Source organism: Streptococcus parauberis NCFD 2020, assembly GCF_000187935.1.
GTDB classification, from domain to species: Bacteria; Bacillota; Bacilli; order Lactobacillales; family Streptococcaceae; genus Streptococcus; species Streptococcus parauberis.
Genome location: NZ_AEUT02000001.1, coordinates 132,056 through 154,985 on the forward strand (window position 1 = coordinate 132,056; position 22,930 = coordinate 154,985).

General features: G+C 35.0%; 17 protein-coding genes. 10 read left to right on the top strand and 7 right to left on the bottom strand.

The window, feature by feature from the left end; translation table 11 throughout:
- Positions 1 to 25 precede the first annotated feature (25 nt).
- Positions 26 to 1,816: an oligoendopeptidase F gene (pepF, locus tag SPB_RS00730; protein ID WP_003105575.1), complete on the bottom strand. Its 1,791-nt coding sequence runs from the start codon at positions 1,814 to 1,816 to the stop codon at positions 26 to 28.
- Positions 1,817 to 2,010: 194 nt separating this feature from the next.
- Between pepF and ppc the strand changes: the two genes are divergently transcribed.
- The 4 genes from ppc to tpiA all read left to right on the top strand — a co-directional run bounded on the left by ppc (position 2,011) and on the right by tpiA (position 8,680).
- Positions 2,011 to 4,827 (top strand): phosphoenolpyruvate carboxylase, encoded by a 2,817-nt coding sequence (gene ppc, locus SPB_RS00735; RefSeq protein ID WP_003104241.1) that lies wholly within the window; start codon positions 2,011 to 2,013, stop codon positions 4,825 to 4,827.
- 139 nt (positions 4,828 to 4,966) lie between these two features.
- Positions 4,967 to 6,247 (top strand): cell division peptidoglycan polymerase FtsW, encoded by a 1,281-nt coding sequence (gene ftsW / locus SPB_RS00740; protein ID WP_003105476.1) that lies wholly within the window; start codon positions 4,967 to 4,969, stop codon positions 6,245 to 6,247.
- Between the two features lie 264 nt (positions 6,248 to 6,511).
- On the top strand, positions 6,512 to 7,708 hold the full coding sequence (gene tuf / locus SPB_RS00745) for an elongation factor Tu (RefSeq protein ID WP_003102427.1): 1,197 nt from the start codon (positions 6,512 to 6,514) through the stop codon (positions 7,706 to 7,708).
- A gap of 213 nt (positions 7,709 to 7,921) precedes the next feature.
- Entirely contained in the window at positions 7,922 to 8,680 is a 759-nt protein-coding gene (gene tpiA / locus SPB_RS00750; RefSeq protein WP_003104880.1) for a triose-phosphate isomerase, read from the top strand.
- 34 nt (positions 8,681 to 8,714) lie between these two features.
- Here the strand turns inward: tpiA and SPB_RS00755 are convergent, their stop codons facing one another.
- The 4 genes from SPB_RS00755 to SPB_RS00770 form a co-directional block, all read right to left on the bottom strand.
- Positions 8,715 to 9,947, bottom strand: a complete 1,233-nt coding sequence (locus tag SPB_RS00755) for an aminoacyltransferase (RefSeq protein ID WP_003104255.1) — start codon at positions 9,945 to 9,947, stop codon at positions 8,715 to 8,717.
- Positions 9,947 to 11,173: an aminoacyltransferase gene (locus SPB_RS00760; RefSeq protein ID WP_003103860.1), complete on the bottom strand. Its 1,227-nt coding sequence runs from the start codon at positions 11,171 to 11,173 to the stop codon at positions 9,947 to 9,949. The genes SPB_RS00755 and SPB_RS00760 overlap by 1 nt, the downstream gene beginning before the upstream one ends.
- Complete coding sequence (gene yidA / locus SPB_RS00765) at positions 11,173 to 11,982, bottom strand: sugar-phosphatase (protein ID WP_003102714.1); 810 nt, start codon at positions 11,980 to 11,982, stop codon at positions 11,173 to 11,175. The genes SPB_RS00760 and yidA overlap by 1 nt, the downstream gene beginning before the upstream one ends.
- A 165-nt stretch (positions 11,983 to 12,147) precedes the next feature.
- On the bottom strand, positions 12,148 to 13,449 hold the full coding sequence (locus SPB_RS00770) for an HD domain-containing protein (RefSeq protein ID WP_013793757.1): 1,302 nt from the start codon (positions 13,447 to 13,449) through the stop codon (positions 12,148 to 12,150).
- Positions 13,450 to 13,536: 87 nt separating this feature from the next.
- On the opposite strand from SPB_RS00770, the gene SPB_RS00775 reads away from it, so the two are divergent.
- The 4 genes from SPB_RS00775 (at position 13,537) to SPB_RS00790 (ending at position 18,811) form a co-directional block, all read left to right on the top strand.
- A complete protein-coding gene (locus tag SPB_RS00775; protein ID WP_003103787.1) occupies positions 13,537 to 13,923 on the top strand; it encodes a YwiB family protein in 387 nt (128 codons plus the stop codon).
- A gap of 21 nt (positions 13,924 to 13,944) precedes the next feature.
- Positions 13,945 to 14,862: a cation diffusion facilitator family transporter gene (locus SPB_RS00780; protein WP_003103359.1), complete on the top strand. Its 918-nt coding sequence runs from the start codon at positions 13,945 to 13,947 to the stop codon at positions 14,860 to 14,862.
- A 230-nt stretch (positions 14,863 to 15,092) separates the two neighbouring features.
- Positions 15,093 to 17,777, top strand: a complete 2,685-nt coding sequence (locus SPB_RS00785) for a cation-translocating P-type ATPase (RefSeq protein ID WP_003103161.1) — start codon at positions 15,093 to 15,095, stop codon at positions 17,775 to 17,777.
- Between the two features lie 290 nt (positions 17,778 to 18,067).
- Positions 18,068 to 18,811, top strand: a complete 744-nt coding sequence (locus SPB_RS00790; protein WP_003105867.1) for a glycerophosphodiester phosphodiesterase — start codon at positions 18,068 to 18,070, stop codon at positions 18,809 to 18,811.
- 75 nt (positions 18,812 to 18,886) lie between these two features.
- On the opposite strand, the gene SPB_RS00795 is transcribed toward SPB_RS00790, so the two are convergent.
- Both SPB_RS00795 and SPB_RS00800 read right to left on the bottom strand, forming a co-directional pair.
- Positions 18,887 to 19,261 (bottom strand): hypothetical protein, encoded by a 375-nt coding sequence (locus SPB_RS00795; protein ID WP_003104910.1) that lies wholly within the window; start codon positions 19,259 to 19,261, stop codon positions 18,887 to 18,889.
- Positions 19,251 to 20,135 carry a metallophosphoesterase gene (locus SPB_RS00800; RefSeq protein ID WP_003103829.1) on the bottom strand — a complete coding sequence of 295 codons (885 nt, stop codon included), beginning with the start codon at positions 20,133 to 20,135 and terminating at the stop codon, positions 19,251 to 19,253. The genes SPB_RS00795 and SPB_RS00800 overlap by 11 nt, the downstream gene beginning before the upstream one ends.
- Positions 20,136 to 20,205: 70 nt before the next feature.
- Here SPB_RS00800 and SPB_RS00805 point away from each other — a divergent pair, with 70 nt between their 5' ends.
- Both SPB_RS00805 and SPB_RS00810 read left to right on the top strand, forming a co-directional pair.
- Entirely contained in the window at positions 20,206 to 20,850 is a 645-nt protein-coding gene (locus SPB_RS00805) for an HAD family hydrolase (protein ID WP_003102596.1), read from the top strand.
- Positions 20,851 to 20,995: 145 nt separating this feature from the next.
- The gene (locus tag SPB_RS00810) at positions 20,996 to 22,912 is read left to right on the top strand and encodes a fructose-bisphosphatase class III (RefSeq protein WP_003105441.1); all 1,917 of its coding nucleotides are present in this window, start codon (positions 20,996 to 20,998) and stop codon (positions 22,910 to 22,912) included.
- The last annotated feature ends 18 nt before the right edge of the window (positions 22,913 to 22,930 follow it).

A 22,930-nucleotide genomic window follows, 5' to 3' on the forward strand; every position in this document is an offset into this window, starting at 1 on the left:
TGAGACAAATGTCCCAGACTCTTTTTTATAATTGATTGCTATAGGCAATGACTTGATCAACCGTATCACTTAAGAATTGAATAGTATCACGAAGTGGTTTATCAGTTGAGATATCTGCATGAATTAGCAGTGCGGTTTCAAGTGGTGTTAAGCTACCACCAGATTTCAAGAACCTTAGCCATTCTTGAGCGCCGTTTTCATTATTTTTTAGATTAAGATAGCCAGCAGTTGAGATTACCATCCCTGCAGAATAAGTGTAGCTATATAAGCCCATGTAATAGTGAGCTTGACGCATCCAAGTTAATGCGGCATAGTCGTCAATTTCAATGGCATCTCCCCAGAATTCACTAAGAACTTCCTTCATCATCGCATTTAATTGTTCCGCACCAAAGGTGCCACCATTTTCAATTAAAGTATAAACTTTTCTTTGGAAAGCTGCTTCAAGTAAATGCGTAATGAAGTTATGGAAATAAGTATCAGTTAAACGGTGAGCTAAAGCAAAACGTTTTTGACGCGGATCTTCAAAAGCATGTTCTAAATAGTCACTCAATAAAAGCTCGTTGAAAGTTGAAGGAGCTTCAACATAATAAGTTGACATATGTGTATTGAAGAAGCTTTGATTGTTATCTGAGAAAATAAATTGACCAGAATGACCAATTTCATGGATTAGAGTATAAACATCGGACATACGACCAGTCCAACTCATTAAAACGTAAGGATGTACCTTATATGGATCTGCAGCGTAGCCACCTGAATCTTTGTTTGCATTAGCAGCAAAGTCAACCCAACGTTCAGCTTGATAACGTTCAACCTCTTTTTGGTACTCAGTTCCTAATGGGGCAACTGATTTCATCACTAAATCATAGGCATCATCAATGGAAACTTGAGGGTTAAGTTCATTATCAATATCTAATTTCCAATCAGCAAAGGTCATCTTGTCAAGACCATTAACTTGGGCAACGTGTTTCAAGAATTTTTGAGCAACAGGACCAAAGTCAGACATGATTAAATCAATCTGACGATCAAACATTGAACGTTCAACTTCTTGCTCAGCTAATAAATAGTCAAAAACAGAAGGATAGCCTTTCATATCTGCGATCAATTTTTCAGATTTAACTTTAGCTAAGTATGCAGCGGCTGCGGCATTTTGATGTTTTGCTAAACCTTTAGAAAAAGATTCGTAAGATTTGGCACGGATGTCGTGATTTTCATGATTTTGATAGAAGTTTTCATAAGTGACAAATGAATTTTTGTAAATTTTGCCATCTACTTCAAAATCATCCATTTCAAAGTCACCAGCACGCATCTTGGTATAGATATCATAAGGCGCATTAAGAACCTCACGTAAATTAGTTAATGCCTTTTCAACATCTGGACTGAGTAGAAATTGCTTTTGAACTTTTGCTTGACGAATAGTTGCACTGTAGTATGTGTTCGCTTCTAATTGGTCAAGCACTTGTTCATCAGCATTTGCAAGGGCAGTCTCAAAGAAAGAAAGTTCCACACTTGCTTTGGTCATAAAATCATCACCCGATTGCGCAATTTGAGCAAATTCTTCACTTGAAAAATCAGTTGTCTGTGGCATGAAGGCATAAGTAGAGATATGACTCATTTGGATATAAATTTGCTCAATCTCCATTAAAGCTCTGTTAAAATCCTCATAAGTTTCGAGGTGCCCATCAAAATCAAGCTTAAATTGTTTAACGTCTTCTAAAGCTTTTTCGATAGCTAAAAGAAAGTCTTGTCTGTCTTTATAAAGAGCAGTAAGATCCCAGAGTTCATTTTCTGGAAATAGGCTACGGTTTTTTAATTCCATTTTGGTCTCCTTTGTTTACTATTACTATAAGTATAGCAAAATTAAGATTTATATGATATAGGTACTAGAACAAACGATGATTGAAAATTATTGGATTTTTTTTGTAAAAAACAAACATTATTTTAATTAAATCATACTTTTTTACTAAAAAGTGGTATGATAAAGGAGTAGTAGCAGAAAAGGAGTGATGCAAATTGACTGTTAAAAAATTGGAAAGTAGCAATAACCATGAATTTATTGCAGAAGAAGTAACTATACTAAAAGAGACCTTGGAATCAATCACACGACACATGATTGGTGATGAAGCTTTTTCAAAGATTGAAAAGATCCTAAGTATTTCTGAAAAACAGGATTATATTCATTTAGAAAAAATTATTGGACAATTAAGCAATGATGAAATGGTTATTATTTCACGCTATTTCACCATTTTACCTCTACTGATAAATATTTCAGAAGATGTCGATCTTGCCTATGAAATCAATTACCAAAATAACACCAATAGTGATTACCTTGGTAAATTATCACAAACGATTACGGATGTGGCAGAGCATCAAAAAGCCCAAGAAATCTTAGAACATGTCAATGTTGTCCCTGTTTTAACAGCTCACCCAACACAAGTACAACGTAAAACCGTTTTAGAACTAACCAATAAAATTCATGACCTCTTACGTACCTATCGTGATGTAAAAGCTGGCGTTGTTAATAAGGATAAATGGTTAAGTGACTTACGTCGTTATATTGAAATCATCATGGAAACAGATATTATCCGTGAGAAAAAATTAAAAGTAAAAAACGAAATTACAAATGTTATGGCTTATTACAATTCATCATTGATTGAAGCTATCACCACCTTAACTAGTAATTATAAAGCACTGGCTAAGGAAAAAGGACTTGATTTAAGCAATCCAAAACCAATCACAATGGGTATGTGGATTGGTGGTGACCGCGATGGCAATCCTTTTGTAACAGCCGATACTTTAAGGTTATCAGCTACGCTGCAAAGTGAAGTTATTTTAAACTATTACATTGAAAAATTAACATGTTTGTATCGAAGCTTCTCGTTATCATCAACTTTGACTAAAACCAGTCCAGAAGTGGAAGAATTAGCTCGTTTGTCTAGTGATAAGTCTATTTATCGAGAAAATGAACCGTATCGTAAAGCATTCCATTATATTCAATCACGTGTCATTCAAACCATGTTAAGTTTGAGTCACAATACTGATCAACAGCCTCTAGGTCAATTCAGAAACCTAGCAGATGGGGTAACTGAATCAAATACTTCAGTAATTGCTGATTATGTTCAATCGCGCATCGATATCTTATCTGATGACATTAAAGAAAATCGTGTTCCAGTATACTCAACCGCGGAAGAATTCAAAGTAGATTTGCTTCTTATTGAATCTTCTTTGATTGAAAATGGTGACGGGTCACTCATTGGTGGTGACTTGAATGAGTTAATCCAAGCTGTTGACATCTTTGGTTTCTTCTTAGCTAGTATAGATATGCGTCAGGATTCTAGTGTACAAGAAGCTTGTGTTGCTGAACTATTAGAATCTGCAAATATTTGTCAAAACTACAGTGACTTGTCTGAAACTGACAAATGTCAATTGTTGCTTAAACAATTAACTGAAGATCCGAGAACACTATCTTCAACTAATAGTGCCAAATCAGAGTTATTAGAAAAAGAATTGGCGATCTATCAAACAGCCCGTTATTTAAAAGATAAATTGGGTGAAGAAGTTATCAAACAACATATCATTTCACATACAGAAAGTGTTTCAGATATGTTTGAATTGGCGATTATGTTGAAAGAAGTTGGGTTAGTTGATAAAGATAGTGCCCGGGTTCAAATTGTTCCTCTTTTCGAGACAATTGAAGACTTAGATAATTCTAACGCCATTATGCAAGAATTTTTAAGTTATCCGATTGTTAAAAACTGGATAGCTTCTAAAGATAACTATCAAGAAATTATGCTTGGGTATTCCGACAGTAATAAAGATGGGGGCTACCTATCGTCCGGATGGACCCTTTATAAAGCACAAAATGAATTAACCCAAATTGGGCAAGACCATGGCATTAAGATAACCTTCTTCCATGGTCGTGGTGGAACGGTTGGTCGTGGTGGTGGTCCTTCATATGATGCCATAACATCACAGCCTTTTGGTTCTATCAAGGATCGGATTCGTTTGACTGAGCAAGGTGAAATTATTGAAAACAAATATGGCAATAAAGACGTTGCCTATTATAATTTAGAAATGTTAATTTCAGCATCAATCAACCGGATGGTCACAAAAATGATTACCAATTCTTCTGATATAGATGAATATCGTTCTCGCATGGATGGCATTGTTGATTATAGTAATCAGGTTTATCGTGAGTTGGTTTTTGATAATCCTCATTTTTATGACTATTTCTTTGAAGCAAGTCCAATTAAAGAAGTATCAAGTTTAAATATTGGATCACGTCCAGCTGCTCGTAAAACAATTACTGAAATCACTGGGCTTCGCGCGATTCCTTGGGTCTTCTCTTGGTCTCAAAACCGAATCATGTTTCCTGGCTGGTACGGTGTAGGTTCAGCCTTTAAACACTATATTGATCAAGAAGATGGTAATTTAGCTAAGTTACAAGACATGTATGAAAATTGGCCATTTTTCCATTCACTTTTATCAAATGTAGACATGGTCTTATCAAAATCAAACATGAACATTGCTTTCCAATATGCCCAACTAGCAGAAAAAGAGGAAGTAAGGGATGTTTACCATGCAATTCTTGATGAGTGGCAATTAACCAAAAATGTTATTTTATCAATTGAACAGCATGAAGATTTATTAGAAGACAATCCTTCTCTTAAACACAGTTTAGATTTCCGCTTACCATACTTCAATGTTTTGAATTATATCCAAATTGAATTAATTAAACGTCTTCGTCAAAACCAGTTAGACAAAGATTATGAGAAATTGATTCATACAACAATTAATGGAATTGCTACTGGACTCCGTAATTCAGGCTGATAACTTTAAGTATTTTTAGGAGAACTAGTTATTGTATCGACATTTCAAAACTGTCTGCTAACTAGTTCTTTTTCTCTTTTTTTTGCTTGGGAAAGATGATATAATGCTTAAAGATTATCTGATATAAACAGGGGAAACTATGAAAATTGATAAAAGGCATCTGTTAAATTACTCAATTTTACTGCCTTACTTAATCCTTTCAGTTCTAGGACTGATTATGGTATACTCGACTACGAGTGCGACTTTAATTCAATATAATTTGAGCCCATTTCGCTCAGTTTTAAACCAAGGAGCTTTTTGGCTTTTGTCATTAACGGCGATATCCTTTATATATAAACTCAAACTAAACTTTTTGAATAATTCTAAAGTACTAACTTTAGTTATGATGATTGAAGTATTCTTATTAATTGTGGCTCGTTTCTTTACTAAAGAGGTAAATGGAGCCCATGGTTGGATTGTCTTAGGACCAATTAGTTTTCAGCCAGCGGAATATTTAAAAATTATTATCGTTTGGTATTTAGCCTCAACATTTTCTAGAAGACAAAAAGAAATAGCCACTTATGACTATCAGGCATTAACGAGAAATCGATGGTGGCCAAACCAATTTAGTGACTTAAAGGATTGGCGTGTCTATTCGATGGTGCTAATACTATTGGTAGCTGCTCAGCCCGACTTAGGAAATGCTGCGATTATTGTTTTGACAACAATTATGATGATTTCAGTGAGTGGTATTGGTTATAAGTGGTTCTCAGCTTTGTTAACGCTGATTACAATAACTTCAGCTATCTTCTTAGGTAGTATTTCAGTGATTGGTGTTGAAAGAGTTGCCAAGATTCCAGTATTTGGTTATGTTGCTAAGCGTTTCAGTGCCTTCTTTAACCCCTTCCATGATTTGACGGGTTCAGGACACCAACTTGCTCATTCTTATTATGCCATGAGTAATGGTGGATGGTTTGGCGTTGGTCTTGGTAATTCAATTGAAAAACGTGGCTATCTACCAGAAGCTCAAACTGACTTTGTTTTCTCAATCGTTATTGAGGAACTAGGCTTAATAGGTGCTACCTTAATTCTTGCACTTGTCTTTTTCTTAATATTAAGAATTTTAAATGTTGGTATTAAGGCAAAAAATCCTTTTAACTCAATGATGGCTTTGGGTGTTGGTGGAATGATTTTGATGCAAGTTTTTGTTAACATCGGTGGTATTTCAGGACTAATTCCTTCTACAGGGGTTACATTCCCATTTCTCTCTCAGGGAGGGAATAGTTTGTTAGTCCTCTCGGTAGCCATTGGCTTTGTACTAAATATTGATGCCAGTGAGAAGCGAGATGAGATTATGAAAGAAGCGGAGCTATCATACAGAAGAACCATTCGCAAAGAACAGGCTGACACAAATGTGATTAACTTAAATCAATTTAAATAAAATCTTCCTTAGGGGGGGATTTTTTTGCAGCTAGTTTTGATATTACAACTAAATTAAAGTTGTAGAAAACTTTGAGTAATTCACTTTAAATATTGGTGTGTCAGATAAAATTCAACCTTATCATCATCAAACTAAATAAAGAAAAGGCTATAAACATAAAATACTTGCTTTTTCCTTAGAATTTGCTACAATAGTAAGGTAAAGTTAGACTGTATTGCCTACCGTCTATCTATAAAATATATTTTATTGGAGGCTTTTCCCAAAATGGCAAAAGAAAAATACGATCGTAGTAAACCCCACGTTAACATTGGTACAATCGGACACGTTGACCATGGTAAAACTACTTTAACTGCTGCAATTACAACAGTACTTGCACGTCGCTTACCAAGCTCAGTTAACCAACCTAAAGACTATGCTTCTATCGATGCTGCTCCAGAAGAACGCGAACGCGGAATCACAATCAACACTGCACACGTTGAGTATGAAACTGAATCACGTCACTATGCGCATATCGATGCCCCAGGACACGCGGACTATGTTAAAAACATGATCACTGGTGCTGCCCAAATGGACGGAGCTATCCTTGTAGTTGCTTCAACTGACGGACCAATGCCACAAACTCGTGAGCACATCCTTCTTTCACGTCAGGTTGGTGTTAAACACCTTATCGTCTTCATGAACAAAGTTGACTTAGTTGATGATGAAGAATTGCTTGAATTAGTTGAAATGGAAATTCGTGATCTTCTTACAGAATACGACTTCCCAGGTGATGACCTACCAGTTATCCAAGGTTCAGCTCTTAAAGCTCTTGAAGGCGATACAGCACATGAAGATATCATCATGGAATTGATGAAAACTGTTGATGAATATATTCCAGAACCAGAACGCGACACTGACAAACCATTACTTCTTCCAGTCGAAGATGTTTTCTCAATCACTGGTCGTGGTACAGTAGCTTCAGGACGTATCGACCGTGGTACAGTTCGTGTCAACGATGAAATCGAAATCGTTGGTCTTAAAGAAGATACTAAAAAAGCTGTTGTTACTGGTGTTGAAATGTTCCGTAAACAACTTGACGAAGGTCTTGCAGGAGACAACGTAGGTATCCTTCTTCGTGGTGTTCAACGTGACGAAATCGAACGTGGTCAAGTTATTGCTAAACCAGGTTCAATCAACCCACATACTAAATTTAAAGGTGAAGTATATATCCTTTCTAAAGAAGAAGGTGGACGTCATACTCCATTCTTCAACAACTACCGTCCACAATTCTACTTCCGTACTACTGACGTAACAGGTTCTATCGAACTTCCAGCAGGTACAGAAATGGTTATGCCTGGTGATAACGTGGCAATTCAAGTTGAATTGATTCACCCAATCGCCGTAGAACAAGGTACTACATTCTCAATTCGTGAGGGTGGACGTACTGTTGGTTCAGGTATCGTTTCAGAAATCGAAGCTTAATTAAAATTAAGTTCCCAGATTAACAATTATTTGTCAGACAACAATTTAATTGTAAAGAGTCTCTTAGGAGGCTCTTTTTTGTTAATAATATGTTTTCAGAAAATTTCTGAAAAAAACTTGTGAATATATTCCTAAATTCCACTCAAATTCTTTTATTAGATAGTGAAATGTGATAAAATATAATTGTAAATAAAAAAAGAAGAGGTATGTGAAATGTCACGTAAACCATTTATTGCTGGTAACTGGAAAATGAACAAAAATCCTGAAGAAGCTAAAGCTTTTATTGAAGCAGTAGCGTCTAAATTGCCTTCATCAGAATTAGTTGAAGCTGGGATTGCAGCTCCTGCACTTGATTTAGCAACAGTTCTTGAAGCTGCTAAAGGTTCAGAACTTAAGATTGCAGCTCAAAATTCTTATTTTGAAAATACTGGTGCCTTCACTGGTGAAAATAGCCCTAAAGTATTAGCTGAAATGGGTACTGATTATGTTGTTATTGGACATTCAGAACGTCGTGAATATTTCCACGAAACTGACGAAGATATCAATAAAAAAGCAAAAGCAATTTTTGCTAACGGTTTGACTCCGATCATTTGTTGCGGTGAAACACTCGAAACTTATGAAGAAGGTAAAGCAGTTGAATTTGTAGGTGCTCAAGTTTCTAAAGCACTTGCTGGCTTATCTGAAGACCAAGTTTCTTCACTTGTTATTGCTTATGAACCAATCTGGGCTATTGGAACTGGTAAATCTGCAACTCAAGATGATGCTCAAAATATGTGTAAAGCAGTGCGTGATGTCGTTGCGGCTGACTTTGGTCAAGCAGTAGCAGATAAAGTTCGTGTTCAATATGGTGGTTCTGTTAAACCTGAAAACGTTGCATCATATATGGCTTGTCCTGATGTTGATGGCGCTTTAGTAGGTGGAGCATCGCTTGAAGCAGAAAGCTTCTTAGCCTTACTTGATTTCGTAAAATAATAAAAAAACTTCAGTCATCTGACTGGAGCTTTTTTTATTTTCTTCCTAAAATAGTTTTCACAAAGGAAATTGATTTGTGCTTTATTGGATTAGGGTAGTAAGTAAATTTTCCGGGAGCCCGTTCCACAAAACCATTGAAGTTCTGTTTAAACCCAAGCACACCATCGCTACCATCAAAGTTTCCTTCAACACCAAGTAAATTATATCGTGGAATTCCTCGATCAATTGCTTCCAACATAGCATATTCTTGTAAGACAGTGGGGGCATAGAATTTATTGAATTCAGTGTAAGAACCACTAAAGAAATAGACTAGCTCTTGTTTGGTAAAAATGAACACAGACCCAGCTAGGATGACATCTTGATTTTGGTATTTTTCTATAAAGTCCTTAGCTTCTTTTTTTCGGACTTCAAAGGTTTGAAATTGACTTGAAATTTCTTTATGTTGGTTTTGTTTTTTCTCGGAATTAGGATTGATTTCTAAATCATGTTCTAATTTATCTAATTTTACACGTAATTTTGCTTGATCTTTTTCTAAATTAGTATGGTATTCTTGAAAATTTAAAGTTGCTACTAAAAATTCTGCATGTTCTCCAAAACTATCAAATAAATATTCATAGTATTCAAGTGATTTGTCATTATAATCACGACGATCTGAAGTAGAAGAAGTGATATCTTTAAAGAGATGTAATTCATCACGTTTCAAAGGACGGATTTTTATTCCAAATGTTTTGGCTTTTTTAACTAATGGTTTACCTTTTTTACTAAAAGACTTTATTAAATCTTTTTCAGTAAGTTGAGATAAATCCTTGATGTAATGCCAGTCAATTGACTCATAACCTTTTGTTAAACCTTCGTGTTTAAAACCAGCTTTTTTAAAAATGTCAGTTATTGAAAAGTTCTCTTCACTGATAGCATTACCATGATCATCAAATTTTTGGAAGACCTCGTATGGTTTTATTTCAAGTTCCATAACCTTCTTTTGTTTAGCAAAAGCACGAAGTTCAACAAGAAAATCGTGTAAGTATTTTTTATCTTCGAAAATTGGGCCATAATGAACTTCCATATGGTTGCCACCAAACATTGGTATTGAATAAATAAGTGCGGCTATTTGTAATTTTCCAGAACTGTCATTTAAACCAAGCAGATCAGTATGATGACCTCGTTTTTCAAGTAGAGATTTCATACTAATAGATTGTTCAAAAAATCGACGATCAACTGAATCAGCGAATTTTTCGAAAATTTCTTCAGTTAAAGTAATTAATGCCATTAGTGTTTGCTCCTTATTTGTTTTCGTAGGTTATAAGCTAACATTGCTGGACCATGGAGTGGACTGACTGGAATATTAAATTCGCCAGCAAATTCTTCTAAGGTCGGATTTAATTTTGACTTAAATTGATATAAACCACCATCCAAGTTGTTTTCGACACCACCCAGATTGTGCCAAGCACAGCCGCGTTTAAATGCTTCCTGGCCAGTTTCATACCAAGTTAAAAGTGCAGCTTGATAATTTCTGAATGTCTCATCCATACCAGCATATAAATTTTCTGAAGTCTTTCCGTAAACAATTGTCAAGGTACCTGCTAAAGGAGCCGTAGTGACACCAGTTTGAATATGCTCATTTAAGAAATTAATCTCACCAGTAAAACGGTCAATAGCATTTTCAGTTTCTTTTATCTTTCCTGGTTTTGTTTTATCAGTAAATTTACTTTTTGCTAACTTAGCTTGTTCCAGTTGATTTGTTAATTCTCGCTGACGTTTCACTAAATCTAAGCTAGTCATTGTGATATAAGAGTCATCTGGGTATGTGTCCATTAGTTTGCGGTAGTAATCAATTCCTCTTAGATTAATTCCTTTGCGGTCTTCGGTTTTCTTCATTAAAGTAGCAAAGTCTTCCAAAAGTTCTGGGCCACCAATGGTTAAATCAATCCCTTTATTTTGAGCAGTACGAATGGCCTGTTTTGTTTTCTTTGGAAGTAATTGAAAATCTGCATTTTTGGCATGAATGTTGGCTTGAATACGAGGTTGGATAGTTTGACCGATATCTCTGGTACGGCCTGTCCACTCGACGCCTAATCTTGTTAAAAACTTAATGAGGGTAATTGTTACTTCATCCTCTTCTTCATTAGTTTCAGGGTCTGTTGTAACCAGGTAACGAGTGAGGAAAAGCGAAGGGTCAAATTTAACAAAAATAGCTCGTTTACTTTTTCCGAATTCTTTTAATGAGGAGATGACAAAATCGACTAATTCATAATCAGTGTAATCCATGATTGGACCACGGGGAATATAAATTAAAGTGAAATTCATCGGCAAGTTCTTGATTAAGAGTGAGGCAGTAGCAACTAATTGGTCATCTTCATAAAAACCGATTCTTTCTGTCGACCAATTTGATTTGATGCCAGCCCAATTAGAACTTTGTAAGAGATTACATTGTTTGTTGTTTAGCAAAAATTCATCATGTTCTTTTTCAGAAATCCCAATTTTATAAGTATACATTAATTTAAAACCCACTCGCGTATAGCATGTGCTACGCCGCTTTCATTATTTGATTTGGTAATATGTTTGGCTATTTTCTTCAATTCTGGGACACCATTTTCCATGACAACAGGATTTGCAACAACTTCCAACATAGCACGGTCATTTTCGGCATCACCAATAGCCATTGTTTGGCTCATATCCAGTCCTAGTTTATTAGCTAGATGAATAATAGCATTTCCCTTACTAACAGACTTTGTCATAAATTCTAAATAAAAGGGAGTTGATTTGACGATATTATATTTCTCATAAAAACTATCAGGAATATTTTTTATTGCCTCATCTAAGATTTCTGGTTCATCAATCATCATCATTTTGACAATTTCTCGATTTTGCATTTCTTCAGGAGTTCTGTAGAATATTGGCATGTTAACAAGGGTTGCTTCGTGAACAGTATATTTTCCAATGTTTCTGTTTGCAGTGTATATCCCCTCTTTTGTGATAGCATGCATATGAACCCCAAGTTTTCTACTTAGGAATTCAATATCCAAATAATCTTCGTAAGACATAGTTTCTTTTACGATTTCTGCACCAGTAGCAGCATCTTGAACTAATCCACCATTAAAAGTAATTACATAATCACCTTGATGATTCAAATTTAATTCTTCCAATAGTTGGGTTACCCCAGCAATTGGTCTGCCAGTCGCAATAACGACGTGGACACCTTCTTTCTTAGCATCCTGTACAGCTTGATAGACTTCACTTGTTATTTTGCGATCATCAGTAATGAGTGTGCCATCGATATCAACAGCAACTAGTTTTACAGACATGGAATTCTCCTTGTAATTGTTAAATAATTATATTGTTAAAAAAACATCTACCTTCTATCATACTAAAAATGAATGAATTTGTCATCGAATTGCAAGGTTAAATTGACAAAGAAAACGTTTTAAATTAAAGATTTTTGTCAACATAAAAAAGGACAGACTTGTCCTTTAATTTGGAAATTGGAAATGCTCATTTGCCATGTATGATTTGAATTCTTGTTTAATCGGTGCAAATAAATCATCAGTAAATAACATTTCTTTTGGGAAATAGAAGCGGCGATCACCGTAAATGGTACCAGTTAAAGTCTTTACAATAGGTGAAAGCTGTGATAATTCCGAACGAGTGCCATCCTTATGTATCATCTCGATTTGAGTTCTTGGATTTTTTGTTCTTGGTCGATAGATATCATATGGAAGATCAAAATTGACATGAACACCAGTGTAATATTCAGGGTCAAAGCCAACAGCTTCGACTAATTCAGTTAGTTTTTTTAAGTCTTTTTCTGAGTCTTTATCAAATGTTACTGATTTAAATATTTTACGATTTATAAAGCGACTAGCTAAATCGGCTAAAATATCATCAGTACTTGCCATCCAGTTTTGGAAATAAGTATTCATGACACCATCATCAAGTTTCAAATAGTCACTTAGGATGAAATCACCGCTTAAAAAAGGAATTAAACCAGGAGCGGTCTTTTCAAAATAGACTTGATCAGTCAAAAATAATTTTTTAGCTCTTTTTAATAAATTTTGTAAGTTGAGTTCAACACCTCGACTTGCAGGGTGGAAATAGACTTGCATATACATTTGGAAACGACTAACAATATAGTCTTCCACGGCATGCATACCATTTTTTTCAAAGACGATACCATCTGAAACTGGTCTAATCACTCGTAAAATGCGCATTAAATCAAATTGGCCGTAGTTTGCTGCAGAGAAATACGAGTCCCTCAGGAGATAATCCATCCGATCACAGTCGATTTGACTTGAAATTAATTGAACGACCTGTTTATTTGGGTAAGTATGATTAATGACACTTGCTACTTTTTCAGGAAACTCCGGAGAAACCCGGATTAATATCTGATTAATTTCTGTATCTGGATTACAAATTATTTCTTGTGTGATTGCCTCATGATCAGTATCAAATAATTTCTCGAAGGTGTGAGAATAAGCACCATGACCAATATCATGGAGTAGCGCAGCTGTCATCGTCAATAGCGATTCTTCGGATTTCCAAACGTCGCTATATCGCTCATCAAAGATTTCTGTAACGCGTCGAGCAATTTCATAAACACCAAGGCAATGTGAAAAACGACTATGTTCTGCACCGTGGAAGGTAAAGGCCGTAGTCGGAACTTGTTTTATACGACGGAGTCTTTGAAATTCTCTAGAATTGACGAGATCATAGATGACTCTTTGATTGATGTGAATATAGTTATGGACAGGATCTCTGAATACTTTTTCGTTCATAAGTTTATTATAACAAAAATTGCTAAAATACACAGAAATTGGTAAAATAGACTGATTAAAAATTGTTTTAAGAGTAGAAAGATAAGAATGACAATCATAATAAAAAACACAATCAGATACGATAATCAAGTTGAGAAAATAAGAGAAGAGTATCCATGCCAATTTTTAGAAAAAGGGAATCATAATTATCTTATCTATCAGAATGCTGAGGATGAGAAAGTTGTGATTAAATTTAATTCAGAGGAGATGACGATTAGTCGCTTTTCAAAACCACAATCGATCATGAAATTTAAAAATGGTAAACAAGCATTAATTGCTGTGCCAACGCCTGTAGGGATTCAACAATTTCTGACTGATACAAGTTCCTTTACTCTAGATAGCTTACAACAAAAAGTACATATATCTTATAAACTTCTGCAAGAAAGTAGTCAATTAGAATTTGCGGATTACCATTTAGAAATAGAATGGACTTAAAAAAAAAAGAAAAATAATGGCATGGGCAGTGTTACTGCTGCATTATTAGCTAATCTAGTAGTTGCAATTTCAAAGTTTGTTGCTTTTCTTTTTTCGGGTTCAACAGCGATGATGAATGAATCGATTCATAGTTTAGTTGACTGTGGAAATCAGGTTCTACTTTTAATTGGTGATAAAAAGTCAAAAAATTTAGCCTCTTCAACCCACCCTTTTGGGGAAACAAGAGCCAAATATTTTTATAGTACAGTTGTGGCAATGATGCTCTTTTTTGGTGGGGGAGCTCTTGGTATTATGGAAGCTATAAAAAAAATTGCTGAAGGCAATCACTCCATTGAAAATCCTTATTTAGTTTTAATAGTCCTTGTTTTTGGGGTTATTGTTGAAGGAAGTAGCTTGAGAGTTGCTTTTAAAGAAATCAAAGAATTAAATAATGATAATTTACCAATACTAAAATTTCTTCGGGAAAGTCGTCAGAGTGAAATAATAATTGTTTTTGCGGAAGATTTTTGTGCAGTTGTCGGACTTGCAATGGCTTTTATAGGAACAATTTTATCAATGGTAACTCATAATAGCTTCTATGATACCTTCTCGGGATTACTTATTGGAATTATGCTTTGTCTAGTAGCTGTATTGCTAGCTAAAGAGTTTTATGGTTTATTAATTGGTGAAAGTGTAACAGATACCGATTTGAAAATAATTGAGTCTGCCTTTGAATATCCGGATGTCCAGCGAGTAATTGATATAAAGACTATACATTTAAGTGCTATTGATATTTTGATTACAGCCAAGATTGAATTGACTGAAAATCACATTACTAAGTCATCACACCTTATTAATCAAATTGAGGCAACTATTCGGCAAGGATTAACTGATAAAAAAGCCTATATTTATATAGAATTAGACCAATTCGATGAAAACTACAGTCGTCCCTTTATTTAAAATCATCAGACGATTAGCCCTGCATTTTTGAAAATTACAGGGTTTTCACTTGTTTTTTTCAAAGATTTTTAATATAATAGACGTAATTCAAGGGAGTAGCAGACGGTTTACCGTGGCTTGTGTCGTCAGTACGGAATTTCGATTTCCGGCACAGTCTGAAACAGCGAGACTTGTTTAAGAAATAAACAGGTCTTTTTAGATACTTTTGAGAGACCAAGGAGGAGACTAATTTGTCGAAGGAACAAAAGAAACAAGCCTTTTACGTAGAGTCAGAGGAATCTGTCTTAAACTTGCTAGAATCCAGCAGAGAAGGTTTAAGTACAGAGCAAGTGGAAACACGTTTAGTAGAATATGGTCGTAATGAATTAGACGAGGGTGAAAAACGAAGTCTATTTATGAAATTCATTGATCAATTCAAGGATTTAATGATTATTATTTTAATCGTTGCCGCAATACTTTCAGTAGTAACTGAAGGTGCAGAAGGTTTAACAGATGCTATTATCATTTTAGCTGTTGTTATCCTAAATGCCGCATTTGGTGTCTACCAAGAAGGTCAAGCTGAAGCCGCTATTGAAGCCCTGAAATCAATGTCAAGCCCAATCGCTCGTGTTCGTCGTAATGGGCATGTCGTAGAAGTTGATTCTAAAGAATTGGTGCCCGGTGATATTGTTCTCTTAGAAGCTGGTGACGTTGTCCCTGCGGATATGAGATTCTTAGAAGCTAATTCGCTTAAGATTGAAGAAGCAGCCCTAACTGGTGAATCTGTACCCGTAGAAAAAGATTTGAATGCTACTGTAGTAGCTGACGCGGGTATTGGTGACCGCGTCAATATGGGTTACCAAAACTCAAACGTGACTTATGGTCGTGGGACAGGTGTTGTTACAAACACTGGTATGTTTACTGAAGTTGGTCATATTGCAGGTATGCTTGCAAATGCTGATGAAACAGATACACCATTAAAACAAAACTTAGATAGTTTATCTAAAATCTTGACATATGCTATCTTGGTTATTGCGGCAGTGACATTTGCCGTTGGTGTATTCATGCGTGGTGAAGGAATGCTTGAAGGTTTAATGACCTCAGTCGCACTTGCGGTTGCAGCTATTCCAGAAGGATTACCTGCAATTGTTACTGTTGTACTTTCCCTTGGTACACAAGTATTAGCCAAACGTAATGCCATTATTCGTAAATTACCAGCAGTTGAAACATTAGGTTCAACCGAAATCATTGCTTCAGATAAAACTGGTACATTGACAATGAACCAAATGACTGTTGAGCAAATTTATACAAATGGTAGTTTACAACATTCAGCTCAAGAAATTCCTGCTGAAAATAATACTCTTCGTGTTATGAATTATGCAAATGACACAAAGATTGACCAAACTGGTAAATTAATTGGTGACCCAACAGAAACAGCTTTAGTACAATATGGATTAGATCATAGTTTTGATGTTCGTGACTATATGATGAATGAACCACGTGTTGCTGAGTTACCATTTGATTCAGATAGAAAATTAATGTCAACAATTCATAAAGAAGCTGATGGCAAATATTTCGTAGCAGTTAAAGGTGCACCTGATCAATTATTAAAACGTGTTACTCAAATTGAGGAAAATGGTCAAGTTCGCCCAATTACTGATCAAGATAAACAAACTATCCTTGATACAAACAAGAGCCTAGCTAAACAAGCTCTTCGTGTCTTGATGATGGCTTACAAGTACACTGAAGCTGTACCAACATTAGAATCAGCTGTCGTTGAATCTGAGTTAGTCTTCTCAGGACTTGTAGGGATGATTGACCCTGAACGTCCAGAAGCTGCAGAAGCTGTTAAGGTTGCTAAAGATGCGGGTATTCGTCCAATTATGATTACTGGTGACCACCAAGACACTGCAGAAGCAATTGCTAAACGTCTAGGAATAATAAATGAAACAGACAATGAAGATCACGTCTTTACTGGAGCTGAACTGAATGAAATTTCTGATGAAGAATTCCAAAAAGTCTTTAAGCAATATTCTGTTTATGCGCGTGTTTCACCGGAACATAAAGTACGTATTGTAAAAGCTTGGCAAAACGAAGGTAAAGTTGTTGCCATGACTGGTGATGGGGTTAATGATGCACCTTCACTTAAAACAGCTGATATTGGTATTGGTATGGGTATTACTGGTACAGAAGTTTCTAAAGGAGCTTCTGACATGGTCCTTGCTGATGATAACTTTGCTACAATTATTGTTGCTGTTGAAGAAGGAAGAAAAGTCTTCTCAAACATTCAAAAAACAATTCAGTACTTGCTCTCAGCAAATATGGCCGAAGTATTTACAATCTTCTTGGCAACATTATTTGGTTGGGATGTATTACAACCAGTACATTTACTTTGGATTAACTTAGTTACAGATACATTACCTGCCATTGCCTTAGGTGTTGAACCAGCAGAACCAGGTGTTATGAAACACAAACCTCGTGGACGTAAATCAAGTTTCTTCGACGGTGGTGTTAAGGAAGCTATCCTTTACCAAGGTGCTTTCCAGACAATGCTTGTTTTAGGAGTTTATGCATTTGCCTTGTTCTTCCCAGAGCATGCTACAAATAAAGAAATTCATGCTGATGCCCTAACAATGGCTTACGTTACTCTTGGACTAATCCAATTGGTACACGCTTATAATGTTAAGTCTGTTTACCAATCAATGTTCAAAGTTGGATTATTTAGGAATAAATTATTTAATTACTCTATTCCAGCTGCCTTCATTATGCTAATGGTGACAGTTGTTGTACCTGGTTTTAATAAATTTTTCCATGTTTCACACCTTAGTATGACTCAATGGTTAGTTGTCATTACAGGTTCATTATTAATGGTTGTTCTTGTTGAAATTGTAAAAGCTGTTCAACGCGCTATGGGACAAGACGAAAAAGCAATTTAATATATAAAAAAACAGATTTTTTAAAAATCTGTTTTTTCTTTTAATATAAATTTGTACCTAGGAATAAGTAGCCACAAAACAATAAGAAGTAATGAGCAGTTTGATAAATCATTCGTAGATGTATTTGATTATAAAAATATTGTACCTGTTGAAAATTTACCTGAATTGCAATTGACATATAAAGAACCTATTATTTATCAAATCACCTTATTCAGTATTTGCGAGCTTTTGCAATACTAAATAAGGTATCATATGGTAAACTAAAACTAGAATATACATTAGGAGTCATCATGACAGTAATTTTTGCCCATCGTGGGAGTAAATCAAATAGACCTGAAAATACACTTGCTTCTTTTTATGAAGCATTAAGAGTAGGGGCAGACGGGATTGAGTTAGATGTCCACCGTAGTCTGGATAATCATTTAGTTGTCATACATGATGAAACTGTTGACAGAACAACTAATGGAATTGGTTTAGTTAGAAATTTAACATTGGCACAATTAAAAGAACTGGATGCTGGTTCTTGGTTTGCTTCAGAGTATTTTCGTGAAAGAATTTCAACCTTAAAAGAGGTCCTGCATTTTTTAGTCGAACAAGATTTCCGCGGAACACTAAATATTGAAATAAAAACAGATAAATACCACTATCCGGGGATTGAACACGATGTGGCTCAAGTGATGCACTCTCAAAAATGGCCATTTGACTATCTATACTGTAGTTTTAATTTCAAAAGCTTAGAAATAATGGCCCAGGAAGATCCTGGAATAGAATTAGCCTTTTTGATGAAACAAAACCCATTTCACATTTGGTTAGGGCGAAAAACACCATTTGTGGGTGCAATTCATCCAAATAAGTTATGGTTTTTAAATGATTTAACAGTTGCAAAAAGTTTTTCCAAATCGGTTCGACCTTGGACTTTAAATAAAGAAAAACAAATGAACCTGGCCTATAAGTACGAACTGGCTGGATTTATGACGGATTTTCCTGAGCTAGCAGTGGCTCTAAGACAAACTTGGCAAAACAAAAACCAATAGATTGAAAAGAACCTCTTATAATGGATAGTATAAAAAAGCAATGTATACTGTTTATATAAGGAGGTTCTTTTTAGATCATCTACTGGTTTTTTTGATGGTTAATTTTACTTGAGGTAATAAATAACTAACAAATATTAGCAAAATGGAAACTAGACTGATGTAGTATAGAACCGATGAATTATATGACAGAAATAAATGGCTTATTAAGATAGTAGCTACCCCAAGCCAGAAGAGAAGAAGGTTAAGAGGATTGTCTTGAATGATAACTAGATCCTGATTGTCGACAACTTTTGCTTTCTGCAGACTAGCTTTCACTTTCAGCTTTTCTTGTTTATCAATTTTGCACTTAATTTCTTGATTATTTTTAAGCTTTGCAGTGTAAGTATTGCCAATGTAAATTGTAATTTTTGTGCCAATTTTAGCAAAATGGGTTTCCCGTTTAATAATCATTATCTTTTTCATCCTCAATCTCAAAAATGGACATAGCTGACTGGAATTCCTTTGCTAATTCTTGTTTGCGGAAATTCTCAAATTCAGGTAGACGTCGAATAGCAGCGAAGCGTTTATTTAAATTCGAAAAATCTTCAGGAATTAAGTCAGGGTGCTTAACTAAAAAATCATTACTGATCTTCCATTCCTTTTGATAGCCGAGCGGCCGAGAGTGGTAAGTCACATCATCAATTTGCTGTGGAACCATGCGATGGTGATTGTGACCAAAATAGACCGTTTTAACCTGGTATTTTTGAAAGATGTCGTGAAATTTTTGACTCCCTAAGAATGCATTGAAGGGTAGGAGTTTGGGATGTTGTAAAATAAAATCACTATGTGGGACAAAATGCATACTAATAATAATATCACCTGATAAGGAAGCAAGTGTCTCTTCAAGATTTTGACAAGAGCTTTGGGTCAAATCAATATCTGACAGAGGTCGTTTCAAACGACGATCAAACCAAAAGGTATTTTTAAAAGTAATATTTTCTGCAATTGATCTTTCTGGGAAGTATGAATAATCATACCAACCATGAAAAGCTACGAGTGTAACTTGTCCGGATAAGGGAATTACTTGAAAATCGAGCTCTTCAATTCTATCCTCATTTATATCTAAGAGGTCATGATTGCCAAGATTGTGACTAATAGTTACACGCGAATCAATTTCTTGAAAAAAAGGCAAAGTTTGTCGTTCATAATGATTCGAAATATCTCCCGCTAAATGGAGATGGTCAATATTTTGATCGTGTAGGACTTGGTTTAAACAGTCGATATCTTCTTGACTAAATTGATTGATATCAATGTGTAAGTCACTCATAATAGCTAATTTCTTCATGACTTCATTTTATCAAAATTCACATAATATAGCTATTTATGATAAAATAACTAAAAAGAGAGGTTGTGCTATGGTCAAAGCAATTATATTTGATATGGATGGTGTATTATTCGACACGGAGCCTTATTATTTTGAAAGACGCAAACGATTCTTGGACAGTCAGGGTATTTCCATTAGTCATATGTCACCTAAAGATTTTATTGGTGGCAATTTACAACAAGTATGGCATCAACTCTTGGGTGAGCATTTTCAAGCAGCGCAAGTTCAAGCAATAAGTGATGATTATGAAGAATTTAAGAAAAATAACCCAGTTCCCTATACTGAACTTCTATTTCCAAAAATAAAAGAGACATTGCAACAATTGACAGAGAAAAATATTAAACTAGCTTTGGCTTCTAATTCTAGTCCAAGTGATGTTCAGCGAGCTATCGCGTCCTGCCAATTGAAAGACTATTTTGACTATGTCTTAACTGCTAAAGATGTTGACAATCCTAAACCTGCCCCTGATATTTATCTGAAAGTTGGTCACTTATTAGGTTTACCAAAGTATGAAGTCTGGGTTATTGAGGATAGTCAAAAGGGGATTTCTGCTGCAAAAGCCGCAGGGTATCAGGTATATGGCATTAAAGATTATCGCTATGGGATTGATCAGGATCAAGCGGATCACATAATCGATAATATTTCAGAGTTGATTTCATTAATAACTGATAAATAATAAAAATACTTCTTAATTGAAGTATTTTTTTGTAAGCCTTTACACTTTTTGGTTGGCATTTTTTTTGAGAAGTTTTACAATGATTTTAGGAGTCTTTTTTAACTTCAAAAATAGTACTTCTAACGAAAGGAAAAAATAACTTAAAATGTCTAACTATTATCAATTGTTGAAAGAAAAATTCCCAAGCAAGTCATCACTGGTTACAGAAATGATAAACCTTGATGCTATTTGTCACCTTCCTAAAGGAACAGAGCATTTTTTAAGTGATTTGCATGGTGAGTATGAAGCTTTTGATTATCTGCTTAGAAATGGGTCTGGGTCTATAAAAAAGAAAGTTGCTGAGTGTTTTACTGATAGAACAGACGAGGAAATTGAATTTCTTTGCCAGTACATTTATTATCCAAAAGAAAAAATTGAAGTTAGACAAGAAGTATTAAGTTCAAATGGACTCATAGAAGAACTAACCCTTTTTCTTCCAGATTTATTACAACTGGTCAAATATATTGGTGGAAAATATACCCGATCTAAGGTCCGTAAAATGATGGCAGCTGATTATGCCTATATTATGGAAGAATTATTAATCGTTGAACAACCAGATGAAAATAAAATTTCCTACTATAATGCAATCATTTCAAAGGTTATTGAATTAGATCAATTGGATGACTTGTTTATTGCTTTTGCAACATTAATCCAAGATTTGTCAATTGATCATTTACATGTTGTAGGTGATATTTTTGACCGTGGAAAATATCCAGATTTAATTATTGACCGTCTGCAAAAGTTTAATAAAATTGATATCCAATGGGGAAACCATGATATAACATGGATTGGAGCAGTTTCAGGCTCAACAATTTGTATGATTAATGTAATCCGAATTGCTGCCAGATATAATAGTATAGCTTTGATTGAAGATCGATATGGCATAAATTTGCGGAGCTTAATCGAGTATTCGCAAAAGAATTTTGAACCTGAGGAAGTCTTTAACCCGATTTTAGATGGTGACGATATTTCTGAGTCGGATAAAGTCATGTTGAATAAATTACAACAAGCAACTGCAAACTTACAATTTAAACTAGAACACCAATTAATCGCACGACGCCCTGATTTTGATATGCAAGCCTCAAACCTCTTTACAAAGATTAATCGTGAGGAAAAAACAATTGAAATCAAAGGGAAAACTTATCCCTTACAGTCATTCCCATACCAGATGATAGATTGGGAAAGCCCTGAACAATTAACTGATGAAGAAGAACGAATTCTTTCAGGATTAATGCATCGTTTCCAGACTTCAAACCGTTTAAATCAGCAAATCGACTTCTTAATGGAAAATGGCTCCATTTATAAAGTTACCAATAATAATCTCCTTTTTCATGGCGGTATGCCCATGCATTCAAATGGTGATTTCAAGTCCATGCGTTTTGGGAATCAAGTTTACTGTGGAAAAGATTTAATGAACTTTTTCCAAAAACAAGTCATAAAATCCTATAAAAATAAAGGTAAACATGATGATTTTGAAACAGATCTATTTTGGTACTTATGGTGTGGAGAAGTCTCTTCACTCTTTGGAAAAGACAGAATGACGACCTTTGAACGGTATTATATAGCTGACAAAGAAACACATGTTGAAATAAAAAATGCTTATTATCAATTGCGAGAGAGAGAAGATATCTGTTTGAGGCTCTTGAATGAATTTGGTCTTGATGAAACAGCTCATATTGTTAATGGCCATACGCCAGTTAAAGAAAAAGTTGGTGAAATTCCAATTAAGGCAAATGGTAGGATTATCATTATTGATGGTGGTCTGGCTAAAGGCTATCAGAAAAAAACTGGAATTGCTGGCTACACCTTGATTTCTAATTCATACGGCTTGGAATTAGTCGCCCATAAACCATTTTCTTCAGTAGAAGATGTCTTAGAGGGTAAATGTGATATCATTTTCATCAAGCGACTGGTTGAGGAAGTTTCGCAACGGACCTTGGTCAAAGAAACAGACAACGGGAAAGCAATTTTGAAAGAAATTTCGGAGCTCGATTATCTTTTCCATCACTTTGATTTATACTAAAGAAAGAGGAAGACGGGT

Coding starts and splice junctions, on each gene's coding strand:
- pepF (WP_003105575.1), bottom strand. CDS start 1,816: ATGGAATTAAAAAACCGTAGCCTATTTCCAGAAAATGAACTCTGGGAT.
- ftsW (WP_003105476.1), top strand. CDS start 4,967: ATGAAAATTGATAAAAGGCATCTGTTAAATTACTCAATTTTACTGCCT.
- tuf (WP_003102427.1), top strand. CDS start 6,512: ATGGCAAAAGAAAAATACGATCGTAGTAAACCCCACGTTAACATTGGT.
- tpiA (WP_003104880.1), top strand. CDS start 7,922: ATGTCACGTAAACCATTTATTGCTGGTAACTGGAAAATGAACAAAAAT.
- SPB_RS00755 (WP_003104255.1), bottom strand. CDS start 9,947: ATGGCATTAATTACTTTAACTGAAGAAATTTTCGAAAAATTCGCTGAT.
- SPB_RS00760 (WP_003103860.1), bottom strand. CDS start 11,173: ATGTATACTTATAAAATTGGGATTTCTGAAAAAGAACATGATGAATTT.
- yidA (WP_003102714.1), bottom strand. CDS start 11,982: ATGTCTGTAAAACTAGTTGCTGTTGATATCGATGGCACACTCATTACT.
- SPB_RS00770 (WP_013793757.1), bottom strand. CDS start 13,449: ATGAACGAAAAAGTATTCAGAGATCCTGTCCATAACTATATTCACATC.
- SPB_RS00775 (WP_003103787.1), top strand. CDS start 13,537: ATGACAATCATAATAAAAAACACAATCAGATACGATAATCAAGTTGAG.
- SPB_RS00780 (WP_003103359.1), top strand. CDS start 13,945: ATGGGCAGTGTTACTGCTGCATTATTAGCTAATCTAGTAGTTGCAATT.
- SPB_RS00790 (WP_003105867.1), top strand. CDS start 18,068: ATGACAGTAATTTTTGCCCATCGTGGGAGTAAATCAAATAGACCTGAA.
- SPB_RS00795 (WP_003104910.1), bottom strand. CDS start 19,261: ATGATTATTAAACGGGAAACCCATTTTGCTAAAATTGGCACAAAAATT.
- SPB_RS00800 (WP_003103829.1), bottom strand. CDS start 20,135: ATGAAGAAATTAGCTATTATGAGTGACTTACACATTGATATCAATCAA.
- SPB_RS00805 (WP_003102596.1), top strand. CDS start 20,206: ATGGTCAAAGCAATTATATTTGATATGGATGGTGTATTATTCGACACG.
- SPB_RS00810 (WP_003105441.1), top strand. CDS start 20,996: ATGTCTAACTATTATCAATTGTTGAAAGAAAAATTCCCAAGCAAGTCA.